Origin of the sequence: Prosthecobacter fusiformis (genome assembly GCF_004364345.1) — a bacterium.
Lineage (GTDB): Bacteria > Verrucomicrobiota > Verrucomicrobiia > Verrucomicrobiales > Verrucomicrobiaceae > Prosthecobacter > Prosthecobacter fusiformis.
Window position 1 is genome coordinate 1,449,426 of the sequence record NZ_SOCA01000001.1, and the last position, 22,251, is coordinate 1,471,676.

The window sequence follows — 22,251 nt, forward strand, 5'->3', positions numbered from 1 at the left end:
CCCTGACGCGCCCGAGGGCAAGCAGGTGTCACCACCAGTTCCGATCTTCCCGTGACACGCGCATCACGTGAAAACGTAAACTCCCTTGCACTCCGCCGCACAGCCCCTACCATCGCGGCCCCCTTTTTTCTATCTGACAATGGAACAACCTCTCCCTGGACAACGCTGGGTAAGCGACAGTGAACCTGAACTCGGCCTCGGTGTGGTCATGAAAGCGGAGTTTGGCCGCGTGGAAATTTATTTCCCTGCCGCAGGCGAACATCGCCAGTTCGCCACCAAAACCGCCCCCCTCCGTCGCGTGCACTTCATGGCGGGCGATACCATCAAGACCCATGATGGCAAATCTCTGGAAGTCGAGTCCGTGGAGGACCGCAAAGGCATGCTTTATTACATCGGTGCCGACCGCGAAGTGAGTGAAGCGGAGCTGTCCGATACCATCAGCTTCAGCAAGCCGGAAGACCGCCTCATGGCCGGTCAGATTGACGAACTCCTGGCCTTCGATGTCCGGGTGGAGGCGCTGAAGCGCCGTGCAGAAATGCGCCAGTCCCCGGTGCGCGGCTTTAGCGGCGGCCGCGTGGACCTGCTGCCTCACCAGATGTACATCGCCAGCGAGGTGGCCGGGCGTCTTGTGCCTCGCGTCCTGCTCGCAGATGAAGTGGGCCTGGGCAAAACCATCGAGGCCAGCCTCATCCTGCACCGCCTGCACCTGACCGGCCGTGCCGAGCGCGTGCTGATCCTGGTCCCTGAGGCCTTGGTGCATCAGTGGTTTGTGGAGCTTTACCGCCGCTTCCACCTCACCTTCTCCATTTACGACGAAGACCGCTGCGACGTTCTGGAGACCGAGGAAGAAGGCATCAACCCCTTCCTGGAAAACCAGCTCATCCTTTGCAGCACCACTTTCCTGGCCGATTCACCCAACCGTGCCCAGCAGGCCGCCGAGGCGGGCTGGGACCTGCTCGTCGTGGATGAAGCCCACCACTTGGAATGGAGCCCTGAAGTCGTCAGCCCCTCTTACAGCCTGGTGGAAAATCTGGCCGCAAAGATCCCCGGCCTGCTCCTCCTGACCGCCACGCCGCAGCAGCTCGGACCGGAAGGCCACTTCGCCCGTCTTCGTCTACTGGACCCCAACCGCTATGCGGATCTGGAGCAGTTCCTTGCCGAGTCCGGCCATTATGAAGAAGTGGCCAAGGCCATGGACCGTCTTGCTTCCGGCAAGAACCTCACGGCTGCGGATGAAAAGCTGTTCATCAAAAAATCACCGCATCTCAAGGAGCGCCTGGCCGCCATGAAATCCGGTGGCGAAGGCGAGCGCGAAAAGCTCATCTCCTCCCTGCTCGATGAATTCGGCACGGGCCGCGTCATGTTCCGCAACACCCGCGCCGCCCTCACCGGTTTCCCGGAACGCTCCGCCAAGCTGGTGCCCCTGGCCGGTGGCGAAGAGCCCCTGGAGGCCAAGGTCAAATGGCTGGCCAAGCTGCTGAAAGAGCTGGGCGAAGAAAAAGTCCTGCTCATCTGCCGCACGAAAAAGTTGACCGAGCAGATCAACGAACTGCTGCTGCACGAGATCAACCTCAACTCGGCCCTCTTTCACGAAGGCCTGACCCTGATGCAGCGCGACCGCCAAGCCGCCTACTTTGCCGAAGAAGAGGGCGCCCGCATCCTCCTCTGTTCCGAGATTGGCAGCGAGGGCCGCAACTTCCAGTTCGCCCATCATCTGGTGCTTTTTGATCTACCCGAAGACCCCGAGCTGCTGGAGCAGCGCATCGGCCGTCTCGACCGCATCGGCCAAACCAGCACCATTCACATCCACGTCCCTTACATCAAGGCCAGCGGTGAGGAAGTTCTGGCCCGCTGGTATCACGAGGGCCTGCAGGCCTTTGAAAAGAACCTCCACGGCGCGACGGAAATCGTCCAGGCCCTGAAGGAAGAACTGGCCCCGCTGATGAAGTCCATGAAGGCAGCGACGCTGAAGGCCTTCATCAAAAAATCCCAGGAACAGCGCAAGCTGGTCACGGCTAAACTGGAACGCGGTCATGACCGTCTTTTGGAATTAAATTCCTGCAAACCGGAGCAGGCCGAGACCGTCATCGAAGCCATCCGGGCACAGGATGCCGATGTCAGTTTTGAAGAGTTTTTCATCCGCCTTGTGGACCACTTTGGCCTGCATGTGGAGGAGCATGGGAACCGCAGTTATGTGCTGATGCCGGCCCACCTCACCACGGACAAGTTCCCTGCCCTGCCTGATGAAGGCCTGCTGGCCAGCTTTGACCGCACGCGCGCGCTGTCCCGTGAAAACATGGCCTTCCTCACGCCGGACCATCCCCTGGTCCGTGGCGCGTTAGATCTTTTGTTAGGCGCGGAAACCGGCAATAGCAGCTTTGGCCTATGGCGCAGTTCCGGTGCTGAAGGCCTGGTTCTCGAAACCTACTTTGTGGTCGAGTGCATCGCCCCCGCTTCTCTCCACGTGGATCGTTTCCTTTCCGCCACGCCGATCCGCATGATCGTGGATCACGCCAACAAGGACCGTCGTGAAGACGCTGGCTATGCGCAGGCCAAGATCGAAAAAGGCAGCCCCGCCCGCATCCTTGAAAACGCCGGCATCAAACGGAAAATCTTTCCCGCGATGCTCAGCAAGTCCCGCAAGCTGGCCGAAGCCGAAATGCAGACGCTGGTGACCGAGGCCACTACCACGATGAAAACCCAGCTCCAAGCGGAGATCGACCGCCTGGAAGACCTGCGCCAGATCAACGACCACGTCCGCCCGGAAGAAATCGAAGCCGCCAAAGCCCAGATGGTCGCCCTGGAGGAAGCCATCGGCTCCGCGCGCTTAAGGCTGGATGCGTTGAGGTTGGTTCTCCAAAGTACGTAACCCTGTTCGGTGACACTGGTTGCCAAGGACACAAAGCCCGCAAGGATGGATGGACTTCGATGAAAATCTCACGTCTCTCCTTTTTATCTGCCGGGCTTGCCTTGGCAGGTTCATTCCTGGCAGTGGTCGTCCGTGCTGAAACGCCAGCACCGGCAGCCGTTGTGGTAGCCGCACCGAAGATCGAATACCAACTGGACGAGGGCATCCCTTATCAGTCGGAGGAAGTCATCGCGGGTTCGGATTACGCCAAGACCCAGTGCCTAGTTGATTTTTATCATCCCGTGGGCGTGAAGGACTATCCCACCGTGGTCTATTACCACGGCGGTGGACTCAGGAACGGCAAGCGCTCCATCCCCAAGGAACTGAAAGAACGCGGCTGGGGTGTGGTGGGTGTCGGCTATCGCCTGCATCCAAAAGTGCAGCATCCGGTTTACATTGAAGACGCCGCTGCCGCCCTAGCGTGGACCTTCAAAAACATCGGCAAACACGGCGGCGATCCCAAGAAAATCTTCGTTACCGGCATCTCCGCTGGCGGTTACCTCACTGCCATGATCGGCCTGGACAAAAGCTACCTAGCCAAACACGAGATTGATGCGGACAGCATCGCCGCTCTCATCCCAGTCACCGGCCAGATGATCACCCATCAGACCGTGCGGCTGGAACAAGGCATTGAACCAAGCCGCTTCCGCCCGACCATCGACCGTTTTGGCCCTCTCTATCATGTGCGCAAAGAAGCACCTCCTACCTACTGCATCACCGGCGGCTGGGGCACGGACATGCTGATGCGCGCGGAAGAGAACCTCTATTTTGTTTCTATGCTGAAACTCGTCGGCCATACCCAGCATGAGCATGTCGTAATCGAAGGTGCCGACCATTCCCGCTGCGGCAAGGAATGTTGGCCGCACGTCATCCACTTTGTGGAAAAGACCCTGGCTGCTCAGGAAAAGTAGTCCAGAGCTTTAACTCGTCATTATCTCGAGCGGCCATCCGATGTTGGGTTAACCCACGAAGTTATTCCGAGCTAAAGCTCCGGAGTACTTTCACCCGCTCATCGCGTCAGCGTCTCGTCCAGTATCCCCCGGATCTGCCGCCTCTCCGATTCCCCCAGATAATCGTATCTCCCGCTGTTCTCCGTTCCCGCCAAAACCGCATCCAGCCGCGCCAGCACCGCCTGCCTCAGCGCAGGTTGCATCTGGTCAAAAGTGCGGCTGTGGATCATGTAACTGCAACGATATTTAAACAGGCGGTTTAAAAGCTGAAAGTCCTTCAACGATCTCCCTTCGCTATTACGGTGGGCCGTTTTGCCAAAGGCTGTTTGAAAAGCCTCGTCACCCTCAATGCCACCCTCCGGCAGCGCCGCCTCATCTTTGAAAAGCAGGGCATCCAGCACGTCTTCGACGCAGTGTTCAATGATCCGCCGGGCCGTGCTCACAGGCTCATGCTGCACTGGCTCGCCTAACTCTTTTTGCAATGAAGTCTGCATGTGCAGGGCGCGCAGGGCACTGTGGTTCGCCTTCGTCAGCGCATTCTGGACGGACGTTTGATGCTCCAGCACCATCAGGGCCACGATGTCACTGCTGGCACGCGGATACGGGCGGGTGTCAAAGAATCCCGTCAGGCTCACCACATTGGCCCCCTGGTCCACAGGCATTTCACAGGTGTTGTCGGCTTTCTCGGTGGCGATGACATTGCCGCGATGCACGGCATCTCCATGAGTGCCCGTGACATACCATCCACCCCAGCGGTCACTGAAAGGCGTCGTACTGTCCACCACCGTACTGCCCTGGCTCAGGATCGGATGGCCGGTAATACTGGGAAAAACCGACCGCACCAGCACGCCTGGGACGCCAGGGGTAAAAGTCCCACCATGGCAGCTTAGGCAGCTTTGATCCCGCTCAAAACGCAACGGTTGATCCAGATCCACATGAGGCTCCATCAGGTAAAAAACCGGACCCAGTTTCGGGTCCACTGCTGCTACTTCGATGGAGCCGCCCAGGGTATATCCAAGATACGTCTCATCACCAAAATAAATCACCCGCGGCGTCTGGGGAGTAATCCGGTCATTCTGCTTGCTCGTCTTGGAGAAGACCAGGACTTGCGACTCCGGTGGAATCTCGAAATGCCGCATGAGATCTTCAATCACCGTCCACACATCCGTACGGTTGAGCGGAGCCTGACTTGATTGTAGCTTCTTCATCAGATCCTGTACTGGATCATGAGGCTGCGTCTCGGAATAGCGGATGGGAGGCAACTCATACTCGTCCTCAGCGCTACAAAGCAGCGGCAAAAGGACGATCAAGATGAGAAGGCGCATGGCTGACGAAATGTGCAGTTCAAGGTAATGCGTGAAGACAGCGCAGGTTAATACGCATTATGGATACCTATTTACGCAGCGACTGTTTTCACTTTCTACATCCTTGCTTGTCATCAGCTATCCCTCCTTTGAGTCATCATCACAAAGCTTCCCAGAGAATGGTCAGAAGTTCTTCATGACTCAGCGGCACCGGATTTCCTTTCATGCTACTGGCCCGTGCAGCCTTCGTGGCGATGTCTTCGAAGGCACTTTCCACAATTCCGTGGCTGCCGAGACCAGGAATCTGTAACCGGCATGTGAGCTCACCAAGATATTCACAGGCATCCATCGGAGTGGCCTTTTCATCGCTCATTAGCAGTCTGGCAGCCGATTCAAATTTCTCTTTAGCCTCGGCGTGCCCGTTGCGTTGAGCGGCGGCCCAATTGACCTCCCACACGGGGGCTAAAAGCGCTGCGCAAACGGCCCCATGGGCTGCTTTATAGCTTCCTCCAATAGGGGCGGCAAAAGCATGTACCGCCCCTAGTCCGGCATTCGCCAATGCCATGCCGCTAAACATGGCCGCCAGGGCCAGATCCTCTCGGGCCTTCAAATCCTGCCCGTCCTTGACCACCTTTTCGAGAGATCTCACAGCCCGACGTATGCCATCCACACACAATGCATCCGTCATCGGCTGCGCACGGCAGGAGACGTAGGCTTCCAAGCATTGGGTCAAAGCATCCATCCCGCTCGCCGCAGTGATGTCAGCAGGGCAGCCAAGAGCCAGCTCAGGATCAATCAAGGCTATGCCCGGCAGCATCGATGCATGACGTAGGCTGGCTTTGATCCCATGGTCCGGACTCACCAGCACGGCATTTCGTGTCACCTCAGCTCCAGTTCCTGCAGTCGTCGGCACCGCAATGAAAGGCAGGGATTTTTCATCCAGGGGATACCCATCCCCGATCACTTCGAGGTAATGCAGTACGTCTCTCGGTTGCCGTGCCATCGCCGCAATCGCCTTCCCTGCATCCACAGCACTTCCGCCTCCCAGGCCGATCACCGCATCCATGCCGCATTGGAGGGCGACAGATGCCCCCCGGCGGACGTCATCCACCGTAGGTTCCGTCGCGATCGGAAAAGTGGTGACCTCCAGGCCAGCCGCTTCTATTTTGGCTAAAAGAGGATATTGCCGGGATGGATCATTCCCGGTCACCACCAGGATTTTTTTTCCCAGTTGCCGGGCTAGCGCGGGTAATTGCTGGGCAGTTCCAGCTCCGAAAATGATCCGCGTAGCGGTGGCAAATTCAAAGGTCATGCCGGACCACTGCACGCAGGTGCCGTCGGGAGCAAGCCTGGATAGCTCCAGCGGTCATGAGCCCTTAGAGGTCAGCAAAACGTCTTTACCGGAGACGTGAAAGTGGATTTCTCCGCACGCGTCTCCCTTTCACTGGCGGGCTGGCATTGTAGCAGCTAGATTCAAGGTCCCGCTGCACAGCGGGTAAACGAACACTATGTGCGGAATTGTTGGCTACATCGGCAAGCGGCAGGCCAGCCCGATCCTTCTGGATGGGCTGCGCAGGCTGGAATATCGCGGCTATGACTCGGCGGGTATCGCCCTGCTCAATGGCAGTGACACAGTCCAGATCATCAAGCGGGCGGGAAGGATCGAAAACCTTCGTCTAGCTGTTGCGGAACTCGCGCCCAAGGGCGAAACGGGCATTTCGCACACCCGCTGGGCCACCCATGGAGCTCCCACGGACGAAAACGCCCATCCTCACCGGGATCAAAGTGGCAAACTGGTCCTCGTTCATAACGGCGTGATCGAAAACTATCAGACGCTTCGAGATCAGTTACTTGCCCAGGGTGATACCTTCGAATCCCAGACTGATACAGAAGTCCTGGCTCACATGGTCGGTCGCTATTTCGATGCCAGCGATGAAAAAGATGGGGCCACCCGCCTCCGCACCGCGCTCCAGGCTGCACTTGCTAAAGTGAAGGGCACTTACGGCATCGCCGCCATGCACGCCACCGTACCCGGTGTGATCGTCGGCGCACGTCTCGGCAGCCCCCTCGTCGTCGGTCTCGGGGATGGTGAACATTTTCTCGCCAGCGATGTATCTGCCATCGTCGCCCACACCCGCGATGTGGTTTACCTTAACGATCATGACATCGTCAGCCTCACCGATGAACGTTATGACGTGACCTCCATGGATGGGGGTATCGCCCAGGTCAAAGTCAGCCGCGTTGAATTCACCGCCGATGACGCTGAAAAAGGCGACTATGCCCATTACATGCTCAAGGAAATCTTTGAGCAGCCGAATTCCATCCGCAATGCCATGCGGGGTCGCCTTTCCCGCGATGACGGCACGGCCATCCTGGGCGGCCTGAACATGACGCCGCAGGAGCTTCGTGGCATTGACCGCATCATCCTCAGCGGCTGCGGCACCGCCTTCCATGCGGCCATGGTCGGCGAATACGTCATCGAGACCCTGGCCCGTATCCCGACGGAAGTGGAAATCGCCAGTGAGTTCCGCTACCGCAACGTCCCGGCGGATAAAAACACCCTCCAGTTCGTCCTCAGCCAGAGCGGTGAAACCATCGATACCCTCGCCGCCATGCGGGAAGCACGGCGCAAAGGCATTAAGTGCCTCGGCATCGTCAACAGCGTCGGCAGCACCATCGCCCGTGAAAGCGATGGCGGTTGCTATATCCATGCTGGCCCTGAGATCGGCGTCGCTGCGACGAAGACCTTCACTTCCCAGGTCATGATCATGACCCTTCTGGGCATGCTCTTCGGCCGTATCCATCACCTCTCCAGCGCCGATGGCATGGAAATGATTGATGAGCTCGAGGCCATCCCTGACAAGATCGCCAGCATCCTCACCCAGACGGACCGCATCAAGGCCATCGCTGAAAAGCACGCCAATGCCGAAGGGATGCTGTTCATGGGCCGTCAGGCTAACTACCCAGTCGCCCTCGAAGGCGCGCTGAAGATGAAGGAAATCAGCTACATCTACGCCAGCGGCCACCCCAGCGCCGAGTTGAAGCATGGTGTCATCGCCCTGGTGAAGCCGGACATGCCCTCCGTCTTCATCGCCCCTGATGATGCCGTTTTCGATAAAAACGTCAGCAATATCGAGGAAGTCCTCGCACGCAAAGGCCCGGTCATCTGCGTCACCACCGAAGGCCGCACTGAACTGGAGCGGCTTACGGAAGACGTCATTTACGTCCCCGATTGCCCGTCCTACCTCAGTCCCCTACTCACCGTCATCCCCTTGCAGCTCCTGTCCTACTACACCGCGGTCGCCCGTGGCTGCGATGTGGACAAGCCTCGCAACTTGGCCAAGAGCGTAACTGTAGAATAAGCGGCCAGCTTGGATCAAATCACACGGATAGCCGCCACACGCGGCTATCCGTTTTTGTTTAAGAGGTTCATGCACATCCATTTATGCTGCCCTTGCACCTGGAAGTGAATGTGGACAAATGCCGAAAACTGTCACACTTCTTAGCTGTCGGAGAAATTCAGGTGCTGGAAAATGTCTCGTTGTTTGAACACAGAGACCCATTGATGCATCTCAATTACTCCAACCAAATTCACTGTGTCCAAACTTCTAAACGTGCTCTACCTCAGCACGGCGCTTGCCGTCGTGTCTCCGGTTCACGTGTGGAGTCAGGAGAATAGTCCGTCCAATTCCATCGCGGCCAGTGCGGGTGATTTCGTGGCCCAGGTCATCTTTTGGACCGAAGACCAGACACCGGCAGACTTTTTGGAGATGGCTGGCCAGCATACCAAAGCCCGCTGGCGGACGATGTACCGTCCCCAGCCACCCTCCCCTACTGCCGACCGCAACAAAGCCGCCTTCACCCTCGGCAGCCTCATCGGCGAAACCTTCCTGATTTGGGAAGCCGGGGACTCCCAGCAATTCCGCAATAATAACCAGGACATCGTCACCTATTGCCGCATGCTCGGCCTCGGGGAAAAGATGAAACCCCGCCTCATGGCCCAGGCCAAAATGGCCGAGATGGACGACTGGAAAAATCTCCGCCAAGAAATCGTGGACGGTCATCAGGAACTCATGCGCATGCTCCGCGAGCAGATGGATGACGACCTCGCTGTGCTGGTGGACATCGGTGCCTGGATGCGATCCCTGGAGATCGTTTCCAAGCTTGTCGTCGAAATTCCCGACGTGGACAAGCGCCCCCTTTGCATCGGCTCCCCCGCCCTACTGGCAGAACTCCGCCAGGACTTCGCCACCTTGGGCGAGGTCACCCGCCGCTCCCTCCTTGTGCAGCCCGTCATCAGTGTCCTCACAGAACTGGAAAAAGTCTGGAATGACGAAAACACAGGTCCCCCCACCCAGGGCATGGTCGCCCGCACCCACGAACAGCTTCGTGACGTCATGGCGGAACTGACGCTTAAATAGACCGGGTTTCTAGCTCGTTTTGGGTTTCCGAAACCTGCAGCCCATGCTCCAGTGTCACGAGTTTCGAAACTCGTTCTCATGTCTCCCGCCGACCGCATCGCCCATATCCGTCAGAGCTTCCCCGAAGAGGGCATGTTTCGGGACAAGGAATGGGTGCTATCGCCCGAAGCCTTCGCCCTGGACTCCCACACCCTTCAGCTCATCAATGACCTGGGCCCAGCCCTGCGGGCTTTTCAGCGAGCCTGCAATCGCCTCTACTTCGAGAGCCTGGAAAGGCCAGAGTTCGCCTGGGTTTCCACATTGATGGACCAGGGAAAACCCGCCCACGTCATCGCCCTCGGTCGTCTTGCCCGGTGGCGTGATGCCCTGCCCGGCGTCTTGCGCCCAGACCTCGTCCTCACCGAAGACGGCGTCTGCATTTCCGAGCTGGACTCCCTCCCCGGCGGCATCGGTCTCACCGCCTGGCTCAATGAAACCTACGACGCCCTGGGACAGCCCGTCATCGGCGGTGGTGATGGCATGGTGGATGGATTTGCCGCCGCCTTCCCGCATGAGGACATCCTCATCTCCCGTGAATCCGGCGATTACCAGCCCGAGATGGAATGGCTGGCCGGCAGACTCAACTCACGCAGCCAGGGTTTCCCCCGCAGCGTCATGAATCCCTGGAATCTCACCCCCCGCGAGATGGCCGGATCCAGCATCTACCGCTTCTTCGAACTCTTCGACCTCGATAACGTGGACCTCGCCAATGAGATGCTGAAAATGGCGGAGGAGGGCGAGATCCAGTTCACTCCGCCGCTTAAAGCCTTTCTGGAGGAAAAACTCTGGCTCGTTCTCTTCTGGTCACCCCACCTTCAGGACTGGTGGCGCGCGGCCCTCGATCAGGATCATTTCGAACTCCTGAAAAAATGCATCCCCCAGGGCTGGGTCGTCGATCCCGCCCCGCTTCCTCCTTTCGCTGTTTATCCAGGCCTCAATATCCAGTCTTGGCAGGAGGCTAAAAAATTCGGCAGCAAGCAACGGGAGCTCGTCCTCAAAATCAGCGGTTTCTCCGAAGTCGGCTGGGGCTCACGCAGCGTCTCCATCGGTCACGATCTCTCCCAGGAGCAATGGTCCGCCGCTTTGGATGAAGCGCTGGCCAGCTTCCCCACCAATCCCTATGTCCTGCAGCGCTTCCAGCGTGCCAAAGTGGTGAATCACCCCGCCTGGAACGAAGAGCGGCAAGACACCGCCATGATGAAATCCCGCGTCCGCCTCTGCCCCTATTATTTTGTCCCCCAAGGCACGGAGGAGACCCGCCTCGGCGGAGTACTCGCCACCGTCTGCCCCGCCGATAAAAAGATCCTCCACGGTATGCGCGATGCCATGATGCTGCCCTGTGTGCGATAGCTCACCGCCGGATCCAGCGGGTCCCCAGAGCCACACTCCACTGATACTTCCGCGCATGTTCGCGGATGAGGAATGGCAGATCCTTTTCCAGCTCCAGTTCAAAGTGCGGTGAAAGCTGATCCCGCAGCCACTCCCGGGTCGATCCCGTCGGCCAGTTCCCGCGAGGCGTAAATTCCTCCAGCCACGTGCAAGGCGTCGTCAGCAAAAGCTGCCCCCCAGGTTTCACCAGCTCCGGCAGGCGTGCGATCAGCAGCGCCGGATCCGTCAGCCTGCACAGCAGATTCGCCGCATGGACGAGATCATAGCTGCCCAGATCAGCCCGAAGCTGCATCGCATCCCCCTGCTCAAAGCTCACCCTCTCCCGTGGACAGTCCGCAGGCACACTCGCCACCAGCGCTGTCGTCGCCGCACCCTCATCCACCCTTTGGTAAGGCAGATCCATGGTGATCAACAGCTTCGCCGCCTCAATGAAACTGTGGCTGTAATCCATCCCGATCACCTGGCCCGCATGCTTCGCCAGCTCAAACGAAGAGCGCCCCACCGCGCACCCCAGATCCAGCGCCGACTGCGGCTGCCGCGAAAAATCCGCCAGCTCCGTCACCGTCCTCACCGCAAACCCGAGCGCCGACTGCGGCCCCTCCGCCCAGGGCAGCACCTCCCCCGCCGCCCCATAATGGAAAAGCAGATATTCATCGAGCAGGCGGCGTGTTTCGTAAATGTTCATGGGGAGGCTGAAGCTACGCGTGGAGCAGAGCAGCGGCTGAAATTTATATCACGCTTTCCCGCTCCCAAGCCGGATGCGCACGAGCAGATCGTTCAGTGCCAGCCGGGTGCTCTCCGCAGGCACTTCACGCAGCGCAGAGGCTGCCTGGGCCGCCTCCAGTTCTGCAAGCAAACGGTGGAACTCATGCTCATGAAAACTCATGTCAGCATCATCCAGAGTGGACTGCTCTGGACCCGCCAGTTTTCGGGCGATCAAATCAGGAACATACGGCAGGCGAAAGCTCTCATTCAGCGTCACCAGATTGGCCTCCACCTCTCCAGTACGCATCATCCAAATACCGGTAAGCAGCACCCGATAGACATACAGCAGCGGCTTGACCCGGGGTGGAGATTCCTTGTTAAAAAGCTTCCACTGAGTCTCCACAAATCCAAAGTAATGATGCGCATGATTCCGTGTGACACAGCCTCGCGCGATCTGCTTCAACTCCTCATGCTCTGGTGTCGATTGCACCACCAGCGGCGAGCATAGCTGCTCCAGCACATACCCATTCTTTTTCAGCAGCAGGTTGAAAAACTTCTTCACATCATGGCTCACGATATCCATCTCCAGTTCCTCAATGATCCGGCTGTCCTCAATTGTTTCATCACGCGCATCCAGGCCTAAAACCATCGGCAGTGGCAGCACATGGGCTCCCCGCAAATCGAAGTCCGAGTCAGGGGAAGGAAAGCCATACAGGTGCGCTCCGCTGATCGTCGCAAAAAGCAGAGGATAAGGCTGCGCGGCAGTAATACGGAGAAGCCGGGGGTCAGGGATCATGGGCCGACTATGATTCTAAACCGGCTTTTTGAAAGCGGGCAGAGATCAAAAGCTGATTTGCAGCTTCATAGTCCGGTCTCTCCGGCAGCGGGGACTTCATCAGCGCCTGCTCGAAGTCGCGATGCAGAGCCTGCCGCCAGTCATTCACTTCATCCCAGGTGTATTCACCCCGCTTCACCGCCAGCAGCTTTTCACGCTGCGCGCCAGCCTGCACGACAACTGTTCCTTCACGGAGAGCCGTTGCACCCGTGATGAGCAGACGCAGCAGATGCATGGCATGCTTCCACCGTACCTGTCCCTGGTTACGCAGATCCTGCTCGATCTTTTTAAACTGGCTCAGGGCATAACCATTGAAGGTCTGAAAAATCATCTGCGACAAGAACCGGTCGCGAATCGCCAGCAACTCATCGGCAATCGGTGTGCTCTTTTCCACAAGCGGGGAATAAAGGCACTCCAGAATGTTTGGATTGGCCTTGAGCGCCATGACCAGAAACTTCTGCAACTCCCAATAACAAGACTGCGTGGCATTGTCCTCAAACTGCTCCGGTGTACCGTAAAGCGACCACTGGAGCTTGGCTGGGGCGAGGTAGATCCCGCGCAAATCCGTATCCGATGTCTCCGTGTCCAGCCCATAAGCTCGCGAGCCTGTGATGCACCGGTAGATCACGTGGGGCTCAAACTCGAAGTCCATGGCCGTCGGGGACTCAAGCCGGTCCTTGAAGTGTTTCAGAACCTCAAACTCATCCGAGGTCATCGCTGCATCGAACCCGTCAGGAAACCGGATCAGGTATTTCGTCTCGTCCCCGCAAGGTGTCCGCGTCACAATCCCCACCGCACCACGAGGATGAACAAGCCCATGGTTGCTCCCGTAAACATTCACGCAGGTCACCACCTGGGTCCCTGCATGGATGTTATGGATTTGATGAGCCATCGCCTCAGCCAAAAGAAGCAGGGCTCAACTTCAACCTCTTTCTCAGAATCCTGTGAATCCGGTTTAAATGCAGAAAAGGTCTTATTGAGGCCAGAACTGCGACAAAAACAGCTTCCCAAGGCCAGCCTACGTTCTGGTTCAAAGATCCCGCTCAGAACAGAATGTTCTCCACAAAAGTCTCGACATGCAGCGGCAGTTTACGGTGCTTGCGGGTGATGGCGACAATGTCGCGCTCGAACCGTTCCGGCAAGGCAATGTTGCCCAGAGTTTCTTTACGCCGGTAAAGTGCCAAGGCGCGGCGAGGCACGAAGGCCAAGCCGAACCCAGAAGCGACTAGGTTGATGATGAGGTCAAAGCTGTCGAGCTCCATCGTGGGTTCAATAGCCAACTGCTGGCGCTTCATCCAGCGACGCAGGCCTTTGCCCGTATTGGTGGTCGAGGTAATCATCAGCCACGGCTGTTCGTGCAACCAATGGAAGAGACGATCCCGGCGCTTGAAGGTGACCGCTTTGCTGGCCAGGGCCGCAGGGGCGATGAGTTCGAACGTGTCCTTGAACCGATGGGTGACCTTGACCGTCTCCGGCAAAGGGGATGGCGGGCACAGAACTCCGACGTCAATTTCGCTGGCATCCAGGGCGGTCAGGATGGCCTCGCTGGGATTGTAACTGATCTTGCACACCACCTCCGGATGCCGCTGATGGTTGGCATGGAAGAGGCCAGGCATGTGAGCCATGGCCATGGAGCGGGAGACGCTGACGCGGACCACAGGCCGGGCCGGAACAAAGGTGGCATGGAGTCCATCCAAAGCCTGCGCCACGCTGCCGATGAGCCGGGTGGCCTCGGTCGCCAGATAATGGCCGGCCTCCGTCACCTCCACGGAGCGCGTGGTACGGGTGATGAGGCTTACCCCCAGCTTCTGTTCCAGGGCCTGCATCTGCCGCGTCAGCGCGCTCTGCGACAGGCCCGCCTCCCGCGCGGCCCGGGTGAAACTGCGATGCTTCACCACCAGATGAAACAGGTGCAGGGCATAAAGGTCGAAAGGCTTATGAGTCAGGTACTCTTGCATTATTTGCAATAAAACCTGCATTTAATGCACTTCACGCAATTCATTTTAGTGGGATTTTAGCCCCCTAACCCACCCTAAAAATATGGCAGACATTACTGACAAGATCCCCCAAAATACCGAAGGCAGATTCTATGTGGACTCCACCTGCATTGACTGTGACCAGTGCCGCAGCACAGCACCGGAATTCTTCAAAAGAGACGATGACGAAGCTACCAGCTACGTCTGGAGGCAGCCCGTGACAGAAGACGAAATCAATTTGTGCATTGAAGCCATGGAGGGCTGCCCGTCTGAATCCATTGGCGGCTGATTCAGCCTCCTCCAATACAAAAGCCCTGCCTCCATTTGGAAGCAGGGCTTTAAACATTACTCGACCCCAAATCACTCCGCCGCCAGCGCATCCAGCAGATACTTCGCCGGCTGGAAATGCTCGATCAGGATCTCCTGCTGGCCGTTGCGGTTCATGCGCACCTGCTTGATGTCAAAGTTCGGCGTCTTGTGCGGGGCAAAGAGGATGTCGTCATGCGTGGCGTTCTGGTGGCGCTTAAACTGCGCCGGGGTGATGTGCCCCCCCAGATGATCATCGCGACCCGTCGCCAGATGGCAGGTGCCCAGCACCTTTTCATCCTGGATGTCCGCACCGGACACCGGCAGCACTTGGGTACCAAAACCCAGCTCGCCCAGCACACCCGTCATCGGATCATCCAGCAGCTTCGAATTGTGCGCGTCAATCGTCGCCTGCTCTCCGGCGATCAGCTCGCTCTTGATGATGCAGCCACCCGTGACGGTCAGCTTGCCCAGCGTCCCGTCCTCATACTTCATCGGAAAGAAACCTTCCGCGCCTGTCGGCACAAAATACACTTCGCCCGCAGGCAGGTTGGCCACGTCTGGAGTTGTCCCCCGGCACAGACCATGGCTCTTTTGCGCTTCTTGCGCGCTCAATTCCAGCTTGGCCGTCAGCACCTCCCCCGTCTCCAGGGCAAAGTCGATTTCCACCGAATCCGCCTTGGTCATGGCCAGGCGCAGCTTTTCAGCGTCGCGGCTCACCTCATCATAGTCCACCGCCAGACCGGTATTCAAAATGATGTCATTCAGACCATGCAGCGTCGCCCCGCGGAAGCCATACTGCTTCGCAAACGCCGTCAGCGGCGCGGTGGCGGAAAAGGTGGAGATGCACAGGATGATGTCATAGCCTGTATAGATATCTTTCTCCAGGCTCAGCCGGTTGCCCGCCATGTCCACGCACTCATCCGGCAGATCCAGATTGCTGCCAGTCGTCTGCGTATAGGCATACATCTCTCCGCCTTTGAGGGCCAGCTCCTCCATCACGCCGTTTTGCAGGCCCAGATAGAAATGCTTATGCGCATTGCGCTGCACCGCACGGTCTGGATTGTTCAAAAAGGCCATGTCCTTGGCCTCCGCCAGATCCGGCAGATCAATCAGGATGCAGATCTTGCAGCCGAAGGTCGGCTGGAAAACGGTATGGAGAAGACGATACAGATCGAACTTCGGGAACTTGCGGCCGTTGGCCGTCGTTTGAACGGTGGGCATGGGAGCATTCATCATGGGAGAGGGAGTGATTCGGGTAAAGCGCAATACGGCTTCAGCACAAAAGACGGGCGCGCTTTTCTTTTTCAAAGATTGAGGCATCCGTGCACCCTCATCACCCCTGAATCCTCATGAATGCAAAAAAGCTCGTCCTCATCACCGGCTGCAGCCGCGGGCTGGGCCGCGCCATGATCCCGGAATTTGTGCAGCGCGGCTGGACCGTCATCGGCTGTGCGCGGGATGCCGCCATCATCTCCACCCTTCAGCAGCAGTTCCCCGCCCCGCATCACTTCGCCGTCTGCGACGTCGCCGATGACGCCCAGGTCCAGACCTTCTGCCAAAACCTCCTGACCACCTCCGGCACGCCGGATCTCGTGCTAAACAACGCCGCCATCGTCAATGCCAGCGCCCCCCTGTGGGAGATCAGTGCCGGGGAATTCAGCCGCATCGTGGACATCAATATCAAAGGCCCCGCCAGCATCATGCGCCATCTGCTGCCCGCCATGCTCACACGCAGCAGCTGCGTCATCGTCAACTTTTCCTCCGGCTGGGGCCGCAGCACCGCCCCCGAGGTGGCCCCCTACTGCGCCACCAAATACGCCATCGAAGGCCTCTCCCAGGCCGTCGCCCAGGAGACCGGCGGCAAAGTCGCCATCATCCCCCTGAATCCCGGCATCATCGATACACGCATGCTGCGCAGTTGCTTCGGCGATGACGCCTCCCACTACCCCGCCCCCGAAGAATGGGCCCGCACCGCCGTCCCCTTCCTGATAAAACTCGGCCCCCAGCACAACGGCCACCCCCTCACCGCCCCCGGCGGCTGAGGTCCGCCCGACATCGAGTCTGGTAGAACGCACGGATTTCGGAGGCCCCTCAGTCAAAGTAGTCCAGAGCTTTAGCTCGCTAAGGCTCATTCTTTCTTATGCGCGACATCGTGCCGCCAGTCGCATCCCTTACTGAAGTCGTGGCCATTTCCCCCAGCGCATCCACATGCCCTTGAGGAAAGGCCGGTTGACCAGGACATCGCCCCGAGGCGGGCAAGGCATTGGGGTGTTGAGTCAGAGGTAGGCGAACTTGGCCCTTTCCAATCCATGCGGTTCCATCCTTTCTTCACCCTCCTTCGCGTAGCTTCGGCAGGGAGAATGAAGATCTTGCGGGATCCTTGAACATATGGGATTTTCATAGCCGAATTAGCGCAGCCCGACGCAGGAGGAATCAGGTTGCACTTCATTATTGCGAATAGCTGGCACACGCTAGGCTATTGGTTGGCGCGTACGTTCATTTCTAGCTCCAAGAATGGCGGTGTTTTATCCTCTGAGTAGGCGACAAAACGAAGCATCACACTTTGTGCCCGCTCAAGTAGATCCGGTAGTCGTGCGTGCTTTGCCGCATCGACGAGCATTGTGGCATACATACGATTGATCTCCGAAGACCTGCCTCCTTCTTCGAGTTCGCTTTCGTCTAACACTTCAAAGTCCCGGGCTAGCTGGTGCAAGTCAAGGCGTGCCCAGGCCACTCGGAACGGTGGCTTTGCTGTGTGTTGTGGATAGATGCTGATGCCTCCATCTACTCCACGCACGTCGATCAGCAGATGATCCCAAACGTCAGTGGGTATAAGCGGCAAAACATCGGCTGCAACGCCACGCCAAAAGCCTTCCATCTTGCCGAGTATTCCGGCTCGATCTGTCTCCTTAACCACCAAGCTGTGGCAGTTATGCTGCACGTTATCCCATTGCATATGAGAGAATTAAAATTGCCTTGTTTGCTCGCCAACTCGAAGACTGCTGGGCTAGTAGCGTCGTCTGTGTTTCGCTTGCTTGCAATCTATTCATCGTCAGAGGGTGTCCCAAGTTAAGGGCCGATAGCTAGTTCCCATCAGATCGCGATATACGCTTTCGTATTCAGCAACCGTTGGGATCTTCAGCAGTTCACAAAAATCTTCTGGCGAATGTGGATGGTTCATGGTTGTAAATGAATCTCTCGCCATTCTCTTTAACTGGCGACACCTCCCTGATGAGACAGTCCAGGATCAAGGCTATGGATGGGCGAAATGTCGAATCCATTAGGTATATGTAAAAAAACATTCGTAGACAGTGGCTCCGGTGACTGGGAACATAATCATATCCACCTTGCTTTCATCAATGACGATCCAGCCATGACGTTCGAGAATGGGTTGCAACACACGCTTTTCAACAAGTGGTAACGTGCGCAATAAGAGACAGCATAAATTTCCTCTCTTACTGAATATGATCGCCGTGGAGCTTCCTATTCCGCGATCACCTATAAAGAGTGTTGCTAGAAACTCAGCATCATCTCCGGGCGCATCCCAAGTTAGTGGCCGATAGTCGGTCTTCGTCAGATCATGATATACCTCTTCATAGTGCGCTGACGTTTGGACTTTATGCAGTTCATGAAAATCTTCTGGGGAATTTGGGCAAATCATAATGCAATGGGCATCCTGCTGATAATAAGCCCCTGGGTCTTGAGTGCGTAAGCTCCGCTCTATGCCTCTAATCTAAAACCTCCGTCAATTCTATCAATTATTTGCACCCTGACCCCGTTTCCCTTCGGGGCAAAGCATACAGAGAGTGCCATCAGAGAAAAGGGTGGGATGTTACGAGAAGATTGGATGGTCCATAGTTCACCAGGCAATTTTTCTATCTGGAATGCCAGCTAAGGCGACGGCGTGGTGATAGAGGCGGCTGGCATTGTGGTGAGTTCTTCGATGCGATGCCAGTCAGCTTCTATTCCATGCTGTTCTGCGTATGACTCAAAACGAATGATCGGATTTAACGGCAGCGGAGCAGTTCCCTCCCAAATCGCTTCACATTCGCTGCAAAGAACGCAGACCCTAGAGCCAAGATCCAAAAGACGGACAATTCTCAGACCTCCCTGACCGCATATGGGACACTTTGGATTGATGAGTGGTGTGTAGGTTAAGGCTGAAGTCCAGAAACAGGATAGGCAGTAGAAACGGGGTCAGGGTGCAAATAATTGACAAAATATTGAGCTCTCACTTCTCTTTGATAAACTCCAGCAGTCTGGCTGGGATGCGTCAGGCTATTGGGTGGCGCGTACGTTCATTCCCGGTTTTCAGGCTGATCAGTTGCGCCGCTTGAGCAACAGCCACAGCAGGCTAGTAGCTGCCATGATCAAAACAATGATAATGCTCCACGGCATTGATGAAGTCGGTTTCTCCCTCTGTGCGGGCTTTGCTTCGGGCACATTGTTCGGTGCTGACGGCTGCACCCGTGGAGGGGGATTTGGTGCTTGTGGTAGCTGGGGGGTGGACAGATTCGATGGCTGTTGGGTGTCTAAAGTCCGTTTCCCAATCTCTATCGGCTTGGGACTTTCAATTACTCTACCTTCCTCATCCGCCAACTTTCCATCCCGGATCAGGAATTTGATGATACTGCCATCAGGTCTCTTTAATTCAATCCTGTCTGGCGGTTCAAGTTTAATGCTTCCACCCCTCCGAATATCGGTTAACCAGCTACCTCCCGCTTCAAGTTCAGTAACAAGATCGCCATTTGAATTGAACTGAAGTAATTTCCCAGAAAATTCGTTGTTCTCTACCAGGGCCAGCAACCCATGCTGGTTCCTCGCCCACCCGCTGAGTTTACACCAATCATAAGGTTTCTTTCCGTTAATGAGTTGCACTCGCCTGGTCCAGAGTGTCTTCACTGACTCCTCATTCCTGAGTTGAAGACTATAGATCGTTGCATCCTCAGTTTCTGTTATCTCGAACGCAAGTTGATCCGAAGCGTTAGAGGCCAACGTCAGCGTCATTGTGGATATTAGAATCAATAGTAGTCTCCTCATGGCAATCAATAGTTGAATGGTTGTGAAATGGTCTCCGCCGACCCTTTTGGATCAGGTTGCCACATCCAGATCGTGACACCCTGAGGCAATGCTGGATTTGCCTGCGCTTGATCAGGGAGGGCTGGGTTTGCAAAAATCATCAAACCAAACGCATCCACCGCAGCGTCCTCCCATTCTTGCTGCGAAGCAATGACGTCGGAGCCGTATGAGGGATCGTAATACTTGCCTCCATATTCAACAACAAAGTGATCTCCAAAATAGGCTTGCGGGTTTGGGTTGCTCTGTGCGGCAATCCCCTGATCGTCGATGGGGGCAAATTCATTTCCAATATTCCAGGCCTTTACTAAGATGAGCGATGCGGGCTGGGGGGGATTTCCAAAAAGGTATGTTATCTGACCTTGATAATTTGGATACTTTGCCAGTATCGCAGGCCCGAGCGTTTGTAAATTAGGGTTCGGAGCATAAAACGCTGTGATTTGGGCATCAATACCCTGAGATCGCAAAACATCAGTGAAGATGCGAGTCCAGGCACCGCATCTGCCGTCTCCAGAGGACAGCAAATCGGTTGTCAAAAACCCTGCGGTGGGAGGGTTATTCCAATACTTCATTCCAGTTCCATCAAGAGTGCCACTGCTTGGCTTCACTTTCTGTACGTCTCTATCTTTGAAGTCATCATAGATTGCGTCTACGACAGTTTGAACTGCAGAGCCTTTACCCTTAGCGTTTCTACATCCGAGATTGAATAAAGTCTCGCGCATCAAACCCATCGCCGTTTTGATAGGGTCGGCCATCGTGATGTAAACCGTGTGCTTAGTGCTTCCAATTGCACACCAGCCACTAGAACCAATACTTATCTCCCAGTTGATAATGAAAGCAGTTTCATCGTCAGCATTGTGGAACTCGATTGAATTAGTAAGATTATTTGAAGCCTCTGTCAGTGACAACTCAATGGTGCCATCTGCATAGGGCGTTACTGTAGTTTCTGGGATTTGAAGGCCTTGGGGAGAGCTCGCCTTAATTTTCACCAGTTGGCCGCTCGGTAAATATGCAACTTTAAACTTACCGCCTACCTGGATCTTGGTATTCCTCGTGAATGAAATCGGATAGTTTTTTTCGCCGCTGCTAGTGTTGGTTTTAGCTTTGCCGTCTCCGTTGTTATCCACCCAATGAGGGGCGCTGTAAGTAACATTACCATCGTCGGATCTAAGTTCGTGATAATTGCTGCCATCGAAGCTAATTTCCTTTATCTCCACCGGGTGGAGGCTCACATCAACCTCCTGCAGCTCTTCGGCAGTGGGGACGGGGAATTCTTTGGGTTCGGAGTATTGGCCACCTGGAGGGATCTCAAACACATGGGGTTCCTGCACGGTGATCTCGGGTTCCAGAGGGGTGATGGGTACCGGTTGAGGGCCTTCTGTTAATGTGGTTTTTTTCACCACGGGGATCACCGTCAGCGAGGCTCCTTCCGGCACTGGCTCACTGGACTTTAACCGCGTCCGGTAGCGCTTCTCATCATGCAAGTTCTCTGTGTAATGAAAATATCCCCCTGTATCTACATCTAAAAAGTCAGGGTTCTCCCAGCCTGTTTTCCTGCTAACGCCCCCGGGCGCAGTTGGCCAATAGACATCTGGGTCTGCACCAAAATCCTGGAAGGGTATGCTTTCCACTTCTGGCAATGGATCACAGATGCCACTGCCTATCTCATATGTCTCAGCATATCTATATGCATCCCCTAGCGCGTCGATGCTCCATCTACGGAACAGCATATAGACTTCCCCTTCATAAGTATCATCAGGATACGGAATCCCGTTTTCATCTCTGAAATTTGAATACTCGTAGTTATTAACTTTAGCTTGCTTCCAAACGGACTGGAGTGAAAAAGAAACGGGCGCGGGTGGTTCCTCACCGTCGCCTGGATCTTCCCCTGGCGGAGGTGGGTTGTAGTGAACGGGGTCCCGACCCTGCGACAGTTCCACTCCGTCGGTTACTCCATCGTCATCCGTATCTGCCAGCATGGGATTGCTGCCGCTTAGCATTTCCTGGTAATTGGTGAGACCATCGTTATCAAAGTCATCCAGTTCATCTCGGATCCCATTGCCATTCTCGTCCTGGCTGCTGGCATTGAGGCCCCAGAGCAGCTCCCACACATCATCCAGCAGGTCGCCATCCGCATCAGCCTGTGAGATGGCACGGGGATCGGTGGCGGGCTGGCTGGTCATTTCCACTCGATTGCTCAGGCCATCCACATCCCAATCATCATCCCCCTGGCGGTAGGATTCAGGGCCGTTGTTGCGCACCAAACCATGAGGCAGCATCTCCTCAAATACCGCTTCGTAGTCGCTACGCACCGGTCTGGATTCGCTCACGCCTGTCAG

17 protein-coding genes are annotated in these 22,251 nt (G+C 56.3%); 7 read left to right on the forward strand and 10 right to left on the reverse strand.

Features of this window, described 5'->3' with window-relative positions:
• The first annotated feature begins 139 nt into the window (after positions 1 to 139).
• Together EI77_RS05700 and EI77_RS05705 are read left to right on the forward strand one after the other, a co-directional pair.
• On the forward strand, positions 140 to 2,869 hold the full coding sequence (locus EI77_RS05700) for a helicase-related protein (RefSeq protein WP_133793769.1): 2,730 nt from the start codon (positions 140 to 142) through the stop codon (positions 2,867 to 2,869).
• A 59-nt stretch (positions 2,870 to 2,928) separates the two neighbouring features.
• The gene (locus EI77_RS05705) at positions 2,929 to 3,819 is read left to right on the forward strand and encodes an alpha/beta hydrolase (RefSeq protein ID WP_133793770.1); all 891 of its coding nucleotides are present in this window, start codon (positions 2,929 to 2,931) and stop codon (positions 3,817 to 3,819) included.
• Positions 3,820 to 3,917: 98 nt separating this feature from the next.
• Here the strand turns inward: EI77_RS05705 and EI77_RS05710 are convergent, their stop codons facing one another.
• Together EI77_RS05710 and EI77_RS05715 are read right to left on the reverse strand one after the other, a co-directional pair.
• The gene (locus tag EI77_RS05710; RefSeq protein ID WP_133793771.1) at positions 3,918 to 5,183 is read right to left on the reverse strand and encodes a hypothetical protein; all 1,266 of its coding nucleotides are present in this window, start codon (positions 5,181 to 5,183) and stop codon (positions 3,918 to 3,920) included.
• A 139-nt stretch (positions 5,184 to 5,322) separates the two neighbouring features.
• Positions 5,323 to 6,474 carry an iron-containing alcohol dehydrogenase gene (locus EI77_RS05715; RefSeq protein WP_133793772.1) on the reverse strand — a complete coding sequence of 384 codons (1,152 nt, stop codon included), beginning with the start codon at positions 6,472 to 6,474 and terminating at the stop codon, positions 5,323 to 5,325.
• Between the two features lie 196 nt (positions 6,475 to 6,670).
• On the opposite strand from EI77_RS05715, the gene glmS reads away from it, so the two are divergent.
• The 3 genes from glmS to EI77_RS05730 all read left to right on the forward strand — a co-directional run bounded on the left by glmS (position 6,671) and on the right by EI77_RS05730 (position 10,972).
• Positions 6,671 to 8,524 carry a glutamine--fructose-6-phosphate transaminase (isomerizing) gene (gene glmS / locus EI77_RS05720; RefSeq protein WP_133793773.1) on the forward strand — a complete coding sequence of 618 codons (1,854 nt, stop codon included), beginning with the start codon at positions 6,671 to 6,673 and terminating at the stop codon, positions 8,522 to 8,524.
• 234 nt (positions 8,525 to 8,758) lie between these two features.
• Positions 8,759 to 9,583, forward strand: coding sequence for a hypothetical protein (locus EI77_RS05725; RefSeq protein ID WP_133793774.1), 825 nt, complete (start codon positions 8,759 to 8,761; stop codon positions 9,581 to 9,583).
• Between the two features lie 78 nt (positions 9,584 to 9,661).
• Complete coding sequence (locus tag EI77_RS05730) at positions 9,662 to 10,972, forward strand: hypothetical protein (RefSeq protein WP_133793775.1); 1,311 nt, start codon at positions 9,662 to 9,664, stop codon at positions 10,970 to 10,972.
• Position 10,973: 1 nt separating this feature from the next.
• Here EI77_RS05730 and EI77_RS05735 read toward each other — a convergent pair whose 3' ends face one another.
• The 4 genes from EI77_RS05735 to EI77_RS05750 all read right to left on the reverse strand — a co-directional run bounded on the left by EI77_RS05735 (position 10,974) and on the right by EI77_RS05750 (position 14,509).
• On the reverse strand, positions 10,974 to 11,696 hold the full coding sequence (locus EI77_RS05735) for a methyltransferase domain-containing protein (protein ID WP_133793776.1): 723 nt from the start codon (positions 11,694 to 11,696) through the stop codon (positions 10,974 to 10,976).
• A 48-nt stretch (positions 11,697 to 11,744) separates the two neighbouring features.
• Positions 11,745 to 12,512 (reverse strand): nucleotidyltransferase domain-containing protein, encoded by a 768-nt coding sequence (locus tag EI77_RS05740; protein ID WP_133793777.1) that lies wholly within the window; start codon positions 12,510 to 12,512, stop codon positions 11,745 to 11,747.
• A 7-nt stretch (positions 12,513 to 12,519) separates the two neighbouring features.
• Positions 12,520 to 13,443, reverse strand: coding sequence for a nucleotidyltransferase domain-containing protein (locus EI77_RS05745; protein WP_133793778.1), 924 nt, complete (start codon positions 13,441 to 13,443; stop codon positions 12,520 to 12,522).
• A gap of 151 nt (positions 13,444 to 13,594) precedes the next feature.
• Positions 13,595 to 14,509, reverse strand: a complete 915-nt coding sequence (locus tag EI77_RS05750; protein ID WP_133793779.1) for a LysR family transcriptional regulator — start codon at positions 14,507 to 14,509, stop codon at positions 13,595 to 13,597.
• 82 nt (positions 14,510 to 14,591) lie between these two features.
• On the opposite strand from EI77_RS05750, the gene EI77_RS05755 reads away from it, so the two are divergent.
• Positions 14,592 to 14,816, forward strand: a complete 225-nt coding sequence (locus tag EI77_RS05755; RefSeq protein ID WP_133793780.1) for a ferredoxin — start codon at positions 14,592 to 14,594, stop codon at positions 14,814 to 14,816.
• A 71-nt stretch (positions 14,817 to 14,887) separates the two neighbouring features.
• Here EI77_RS05755 and EI77_RS05760 read toward each other — a convergent pair whose 3' ends face one another.
• The gene (locus tag EI77_RS05760) at positions 14,888 to 16,057 is read right to left on the reverse strand and encodes a M29 family metallopeptidase (protein ID WP_243838667.1); all 1,170 of its coding nucleotides are present in this window, start codon (positions 16,055 to 16,057) and stop codon (positions 14,888 to 14,890) included.
• Positions 16,058 to 16,185: 128 nt separating this feature from the next.
• Here EI77_RS05760 and EI77_RS05765 point away from each other — a divergent pair, with 128 nt between their 5' ends.
• Positions 16,186 to 16,878, forward strand: coding sequence for an SDR family oxidoreductase (locus EI77_RS05765; RefSeq protein WP_133793782.1), 693 nt, complete (start codon positions 16,186 to 16,188; stop codon positions 16,876 to 16,878).
• A gap of 434 nt (positions 16,879 to 17,312) precedes the next feature.
• On the opposite strand, the gene EI77_RS05770 is transcribed toward EI77_RS05765, so the two are convergent.
• From EI77_RS05770 to EI77_RS05780, 3 genes are all read right to left on the reverse strand, one after another.
• On the reverse strand, positions 17,313 to 17,792 hold the full coding sequence (locus EI77_RS05770; protein ID WP_133793783.1) for a hypothetical protein: 480 nt from the start codon (positions 17,790 to 17,792) through the stop codon (positions 17,313 to 17,315).
• A gap of 1,364 nt (positions 17,793 to 19,156) precedes the next feature.
• Positions 19,157 to 19,714, reverse strand: coding sequence for a hypothetical protein (locus EI77_RS05775; RefSeq protein ID WP_208300273.1), 558 nt, complete (start codon positions 19,712 to 19,714; stop codon positions 19,157 to 19,159).
• A gap of 167 nt (positions 19,715 to 19,881) precedes the next feature.
• Positions 19,882 to 22,242: a hypothetical protein gene (locus tag EI77_RS05780; RefSeq protein WP_133793785.1), complete on the reverse strand. Its 2,361-nt coding sequence runs from the start codon at positions 22,240 to 22,242 to the stop codon at positions 19,882 to 19,884.
• Between the last annotated feature and the right edge of the window lie 9 nt (positions 22,243 to 22,251).

What these genes read in the sequence shown, in the direction of transcription:
- EI77_RS05700 (WP_133793769.1), top strand. Translation starts at nt 140, where the DNA reads ATGGAACAACCTCTCCCTGGACAACGCTGGGTAAGCGACAGTGAACCT.
- EI77_RS05705 (WP_133793770.1), top strand. Translation starts at nt 2,929, where the DNA reads ATGAAAATCTCACGTCTCTCCTTTTTATCTGCCGGGCTTGCCTTGGCA.
- EI77_RS05710 (WP_133793771.1), bottom strand. Translation starts at nt 5,183, where the DNA reads ATGCGCCTTCTCATCTTGATCGTCCTTTTGCCGCTGCTTTGTAGCGCT.
- EI77_RS05715 (WP_133793772.1), bottom strand. Translation starts at nt 6,474, where the DNA reads ATGACCTTTGAATTTGCCACCGCTACGCGGATCATTTTCGGAGCTGGA.
- glmS (WP_133793773.1), top strand. Translation starts at nt 6,671, where the DNA reads ATGTGCGGAATTGTTGGCTACATCGGCAAGCGGCAGGCCAGCCCGATC.
- EI77_RS05730 (WP_133793775.1), top strand. Translation starts at nt 9,662, where the DNA reads ATGTCTCCCGCCGACCGCATCGCCCATATCCGTCAGAGCTTCCCCGAA.
- EI77_RS05735 (WP_133793776.1), bottom strand. Translation starts at nt 11,696, where the DNA reads ATGAACATTTACGAAACACGCCGCCTGCTCGATGAATATCTGCTTTTC.
- EI77_RS05740 (WP_133793777.1), bottom strand. Translation starts at nt 12,512, where the DNA reads ATGATCCCTGACCCCCGGCTTCTCCGTATTACTGCCGCGCAGCCTTAT.
- EI77_RS05745 (WP_133793778.1), bottom strand. Translation starts at nt 13,443, where the DNA reads ATGGCTCATCAAATCCATAACATCCATGCAGGGACCCAGGTGGTGACC.
- EI77_RS05750 (WP_133793779.1), bottom strand. Translation starts at nt 14,509, where the DNA reads ATGCAAGAGTACCTGACTCATAAGCCTTTCGACCTTTATGCCCTGCAC.
- EI77_RS05755 (WP_133793780.1), top strand. Translation starts at nt 14,592, where the DNA reads ATGGCAGACATTACTGACAAGATCCCCCAAAATACCGAAGGCAGATTC.
- EI77_RS05760 (WP_243838667.1), bottom strand. Translation starts at nt 16,057, where the DNA reads ATGCCCACCGTTCAAACGACGGCCAACGGCCGCAAGTTCCCGAAGTTC.
- EI77_RS05765 (WP_133793782.1), top strand. Translation starts at nt 16,186, where the DNA reads ATGAATGCAAAAAAGCTCGTCCTCATCACCGGCTGCAGCCGCGGGCTG.
- EI77_RS05770 (WP_133793783.1), bottom strand. Translation starts at nt 17,792, where the DNA reads ATGCAATGGGATAACGTGCAGCATAACTGCCACAGCTTGGTGGTTAAG.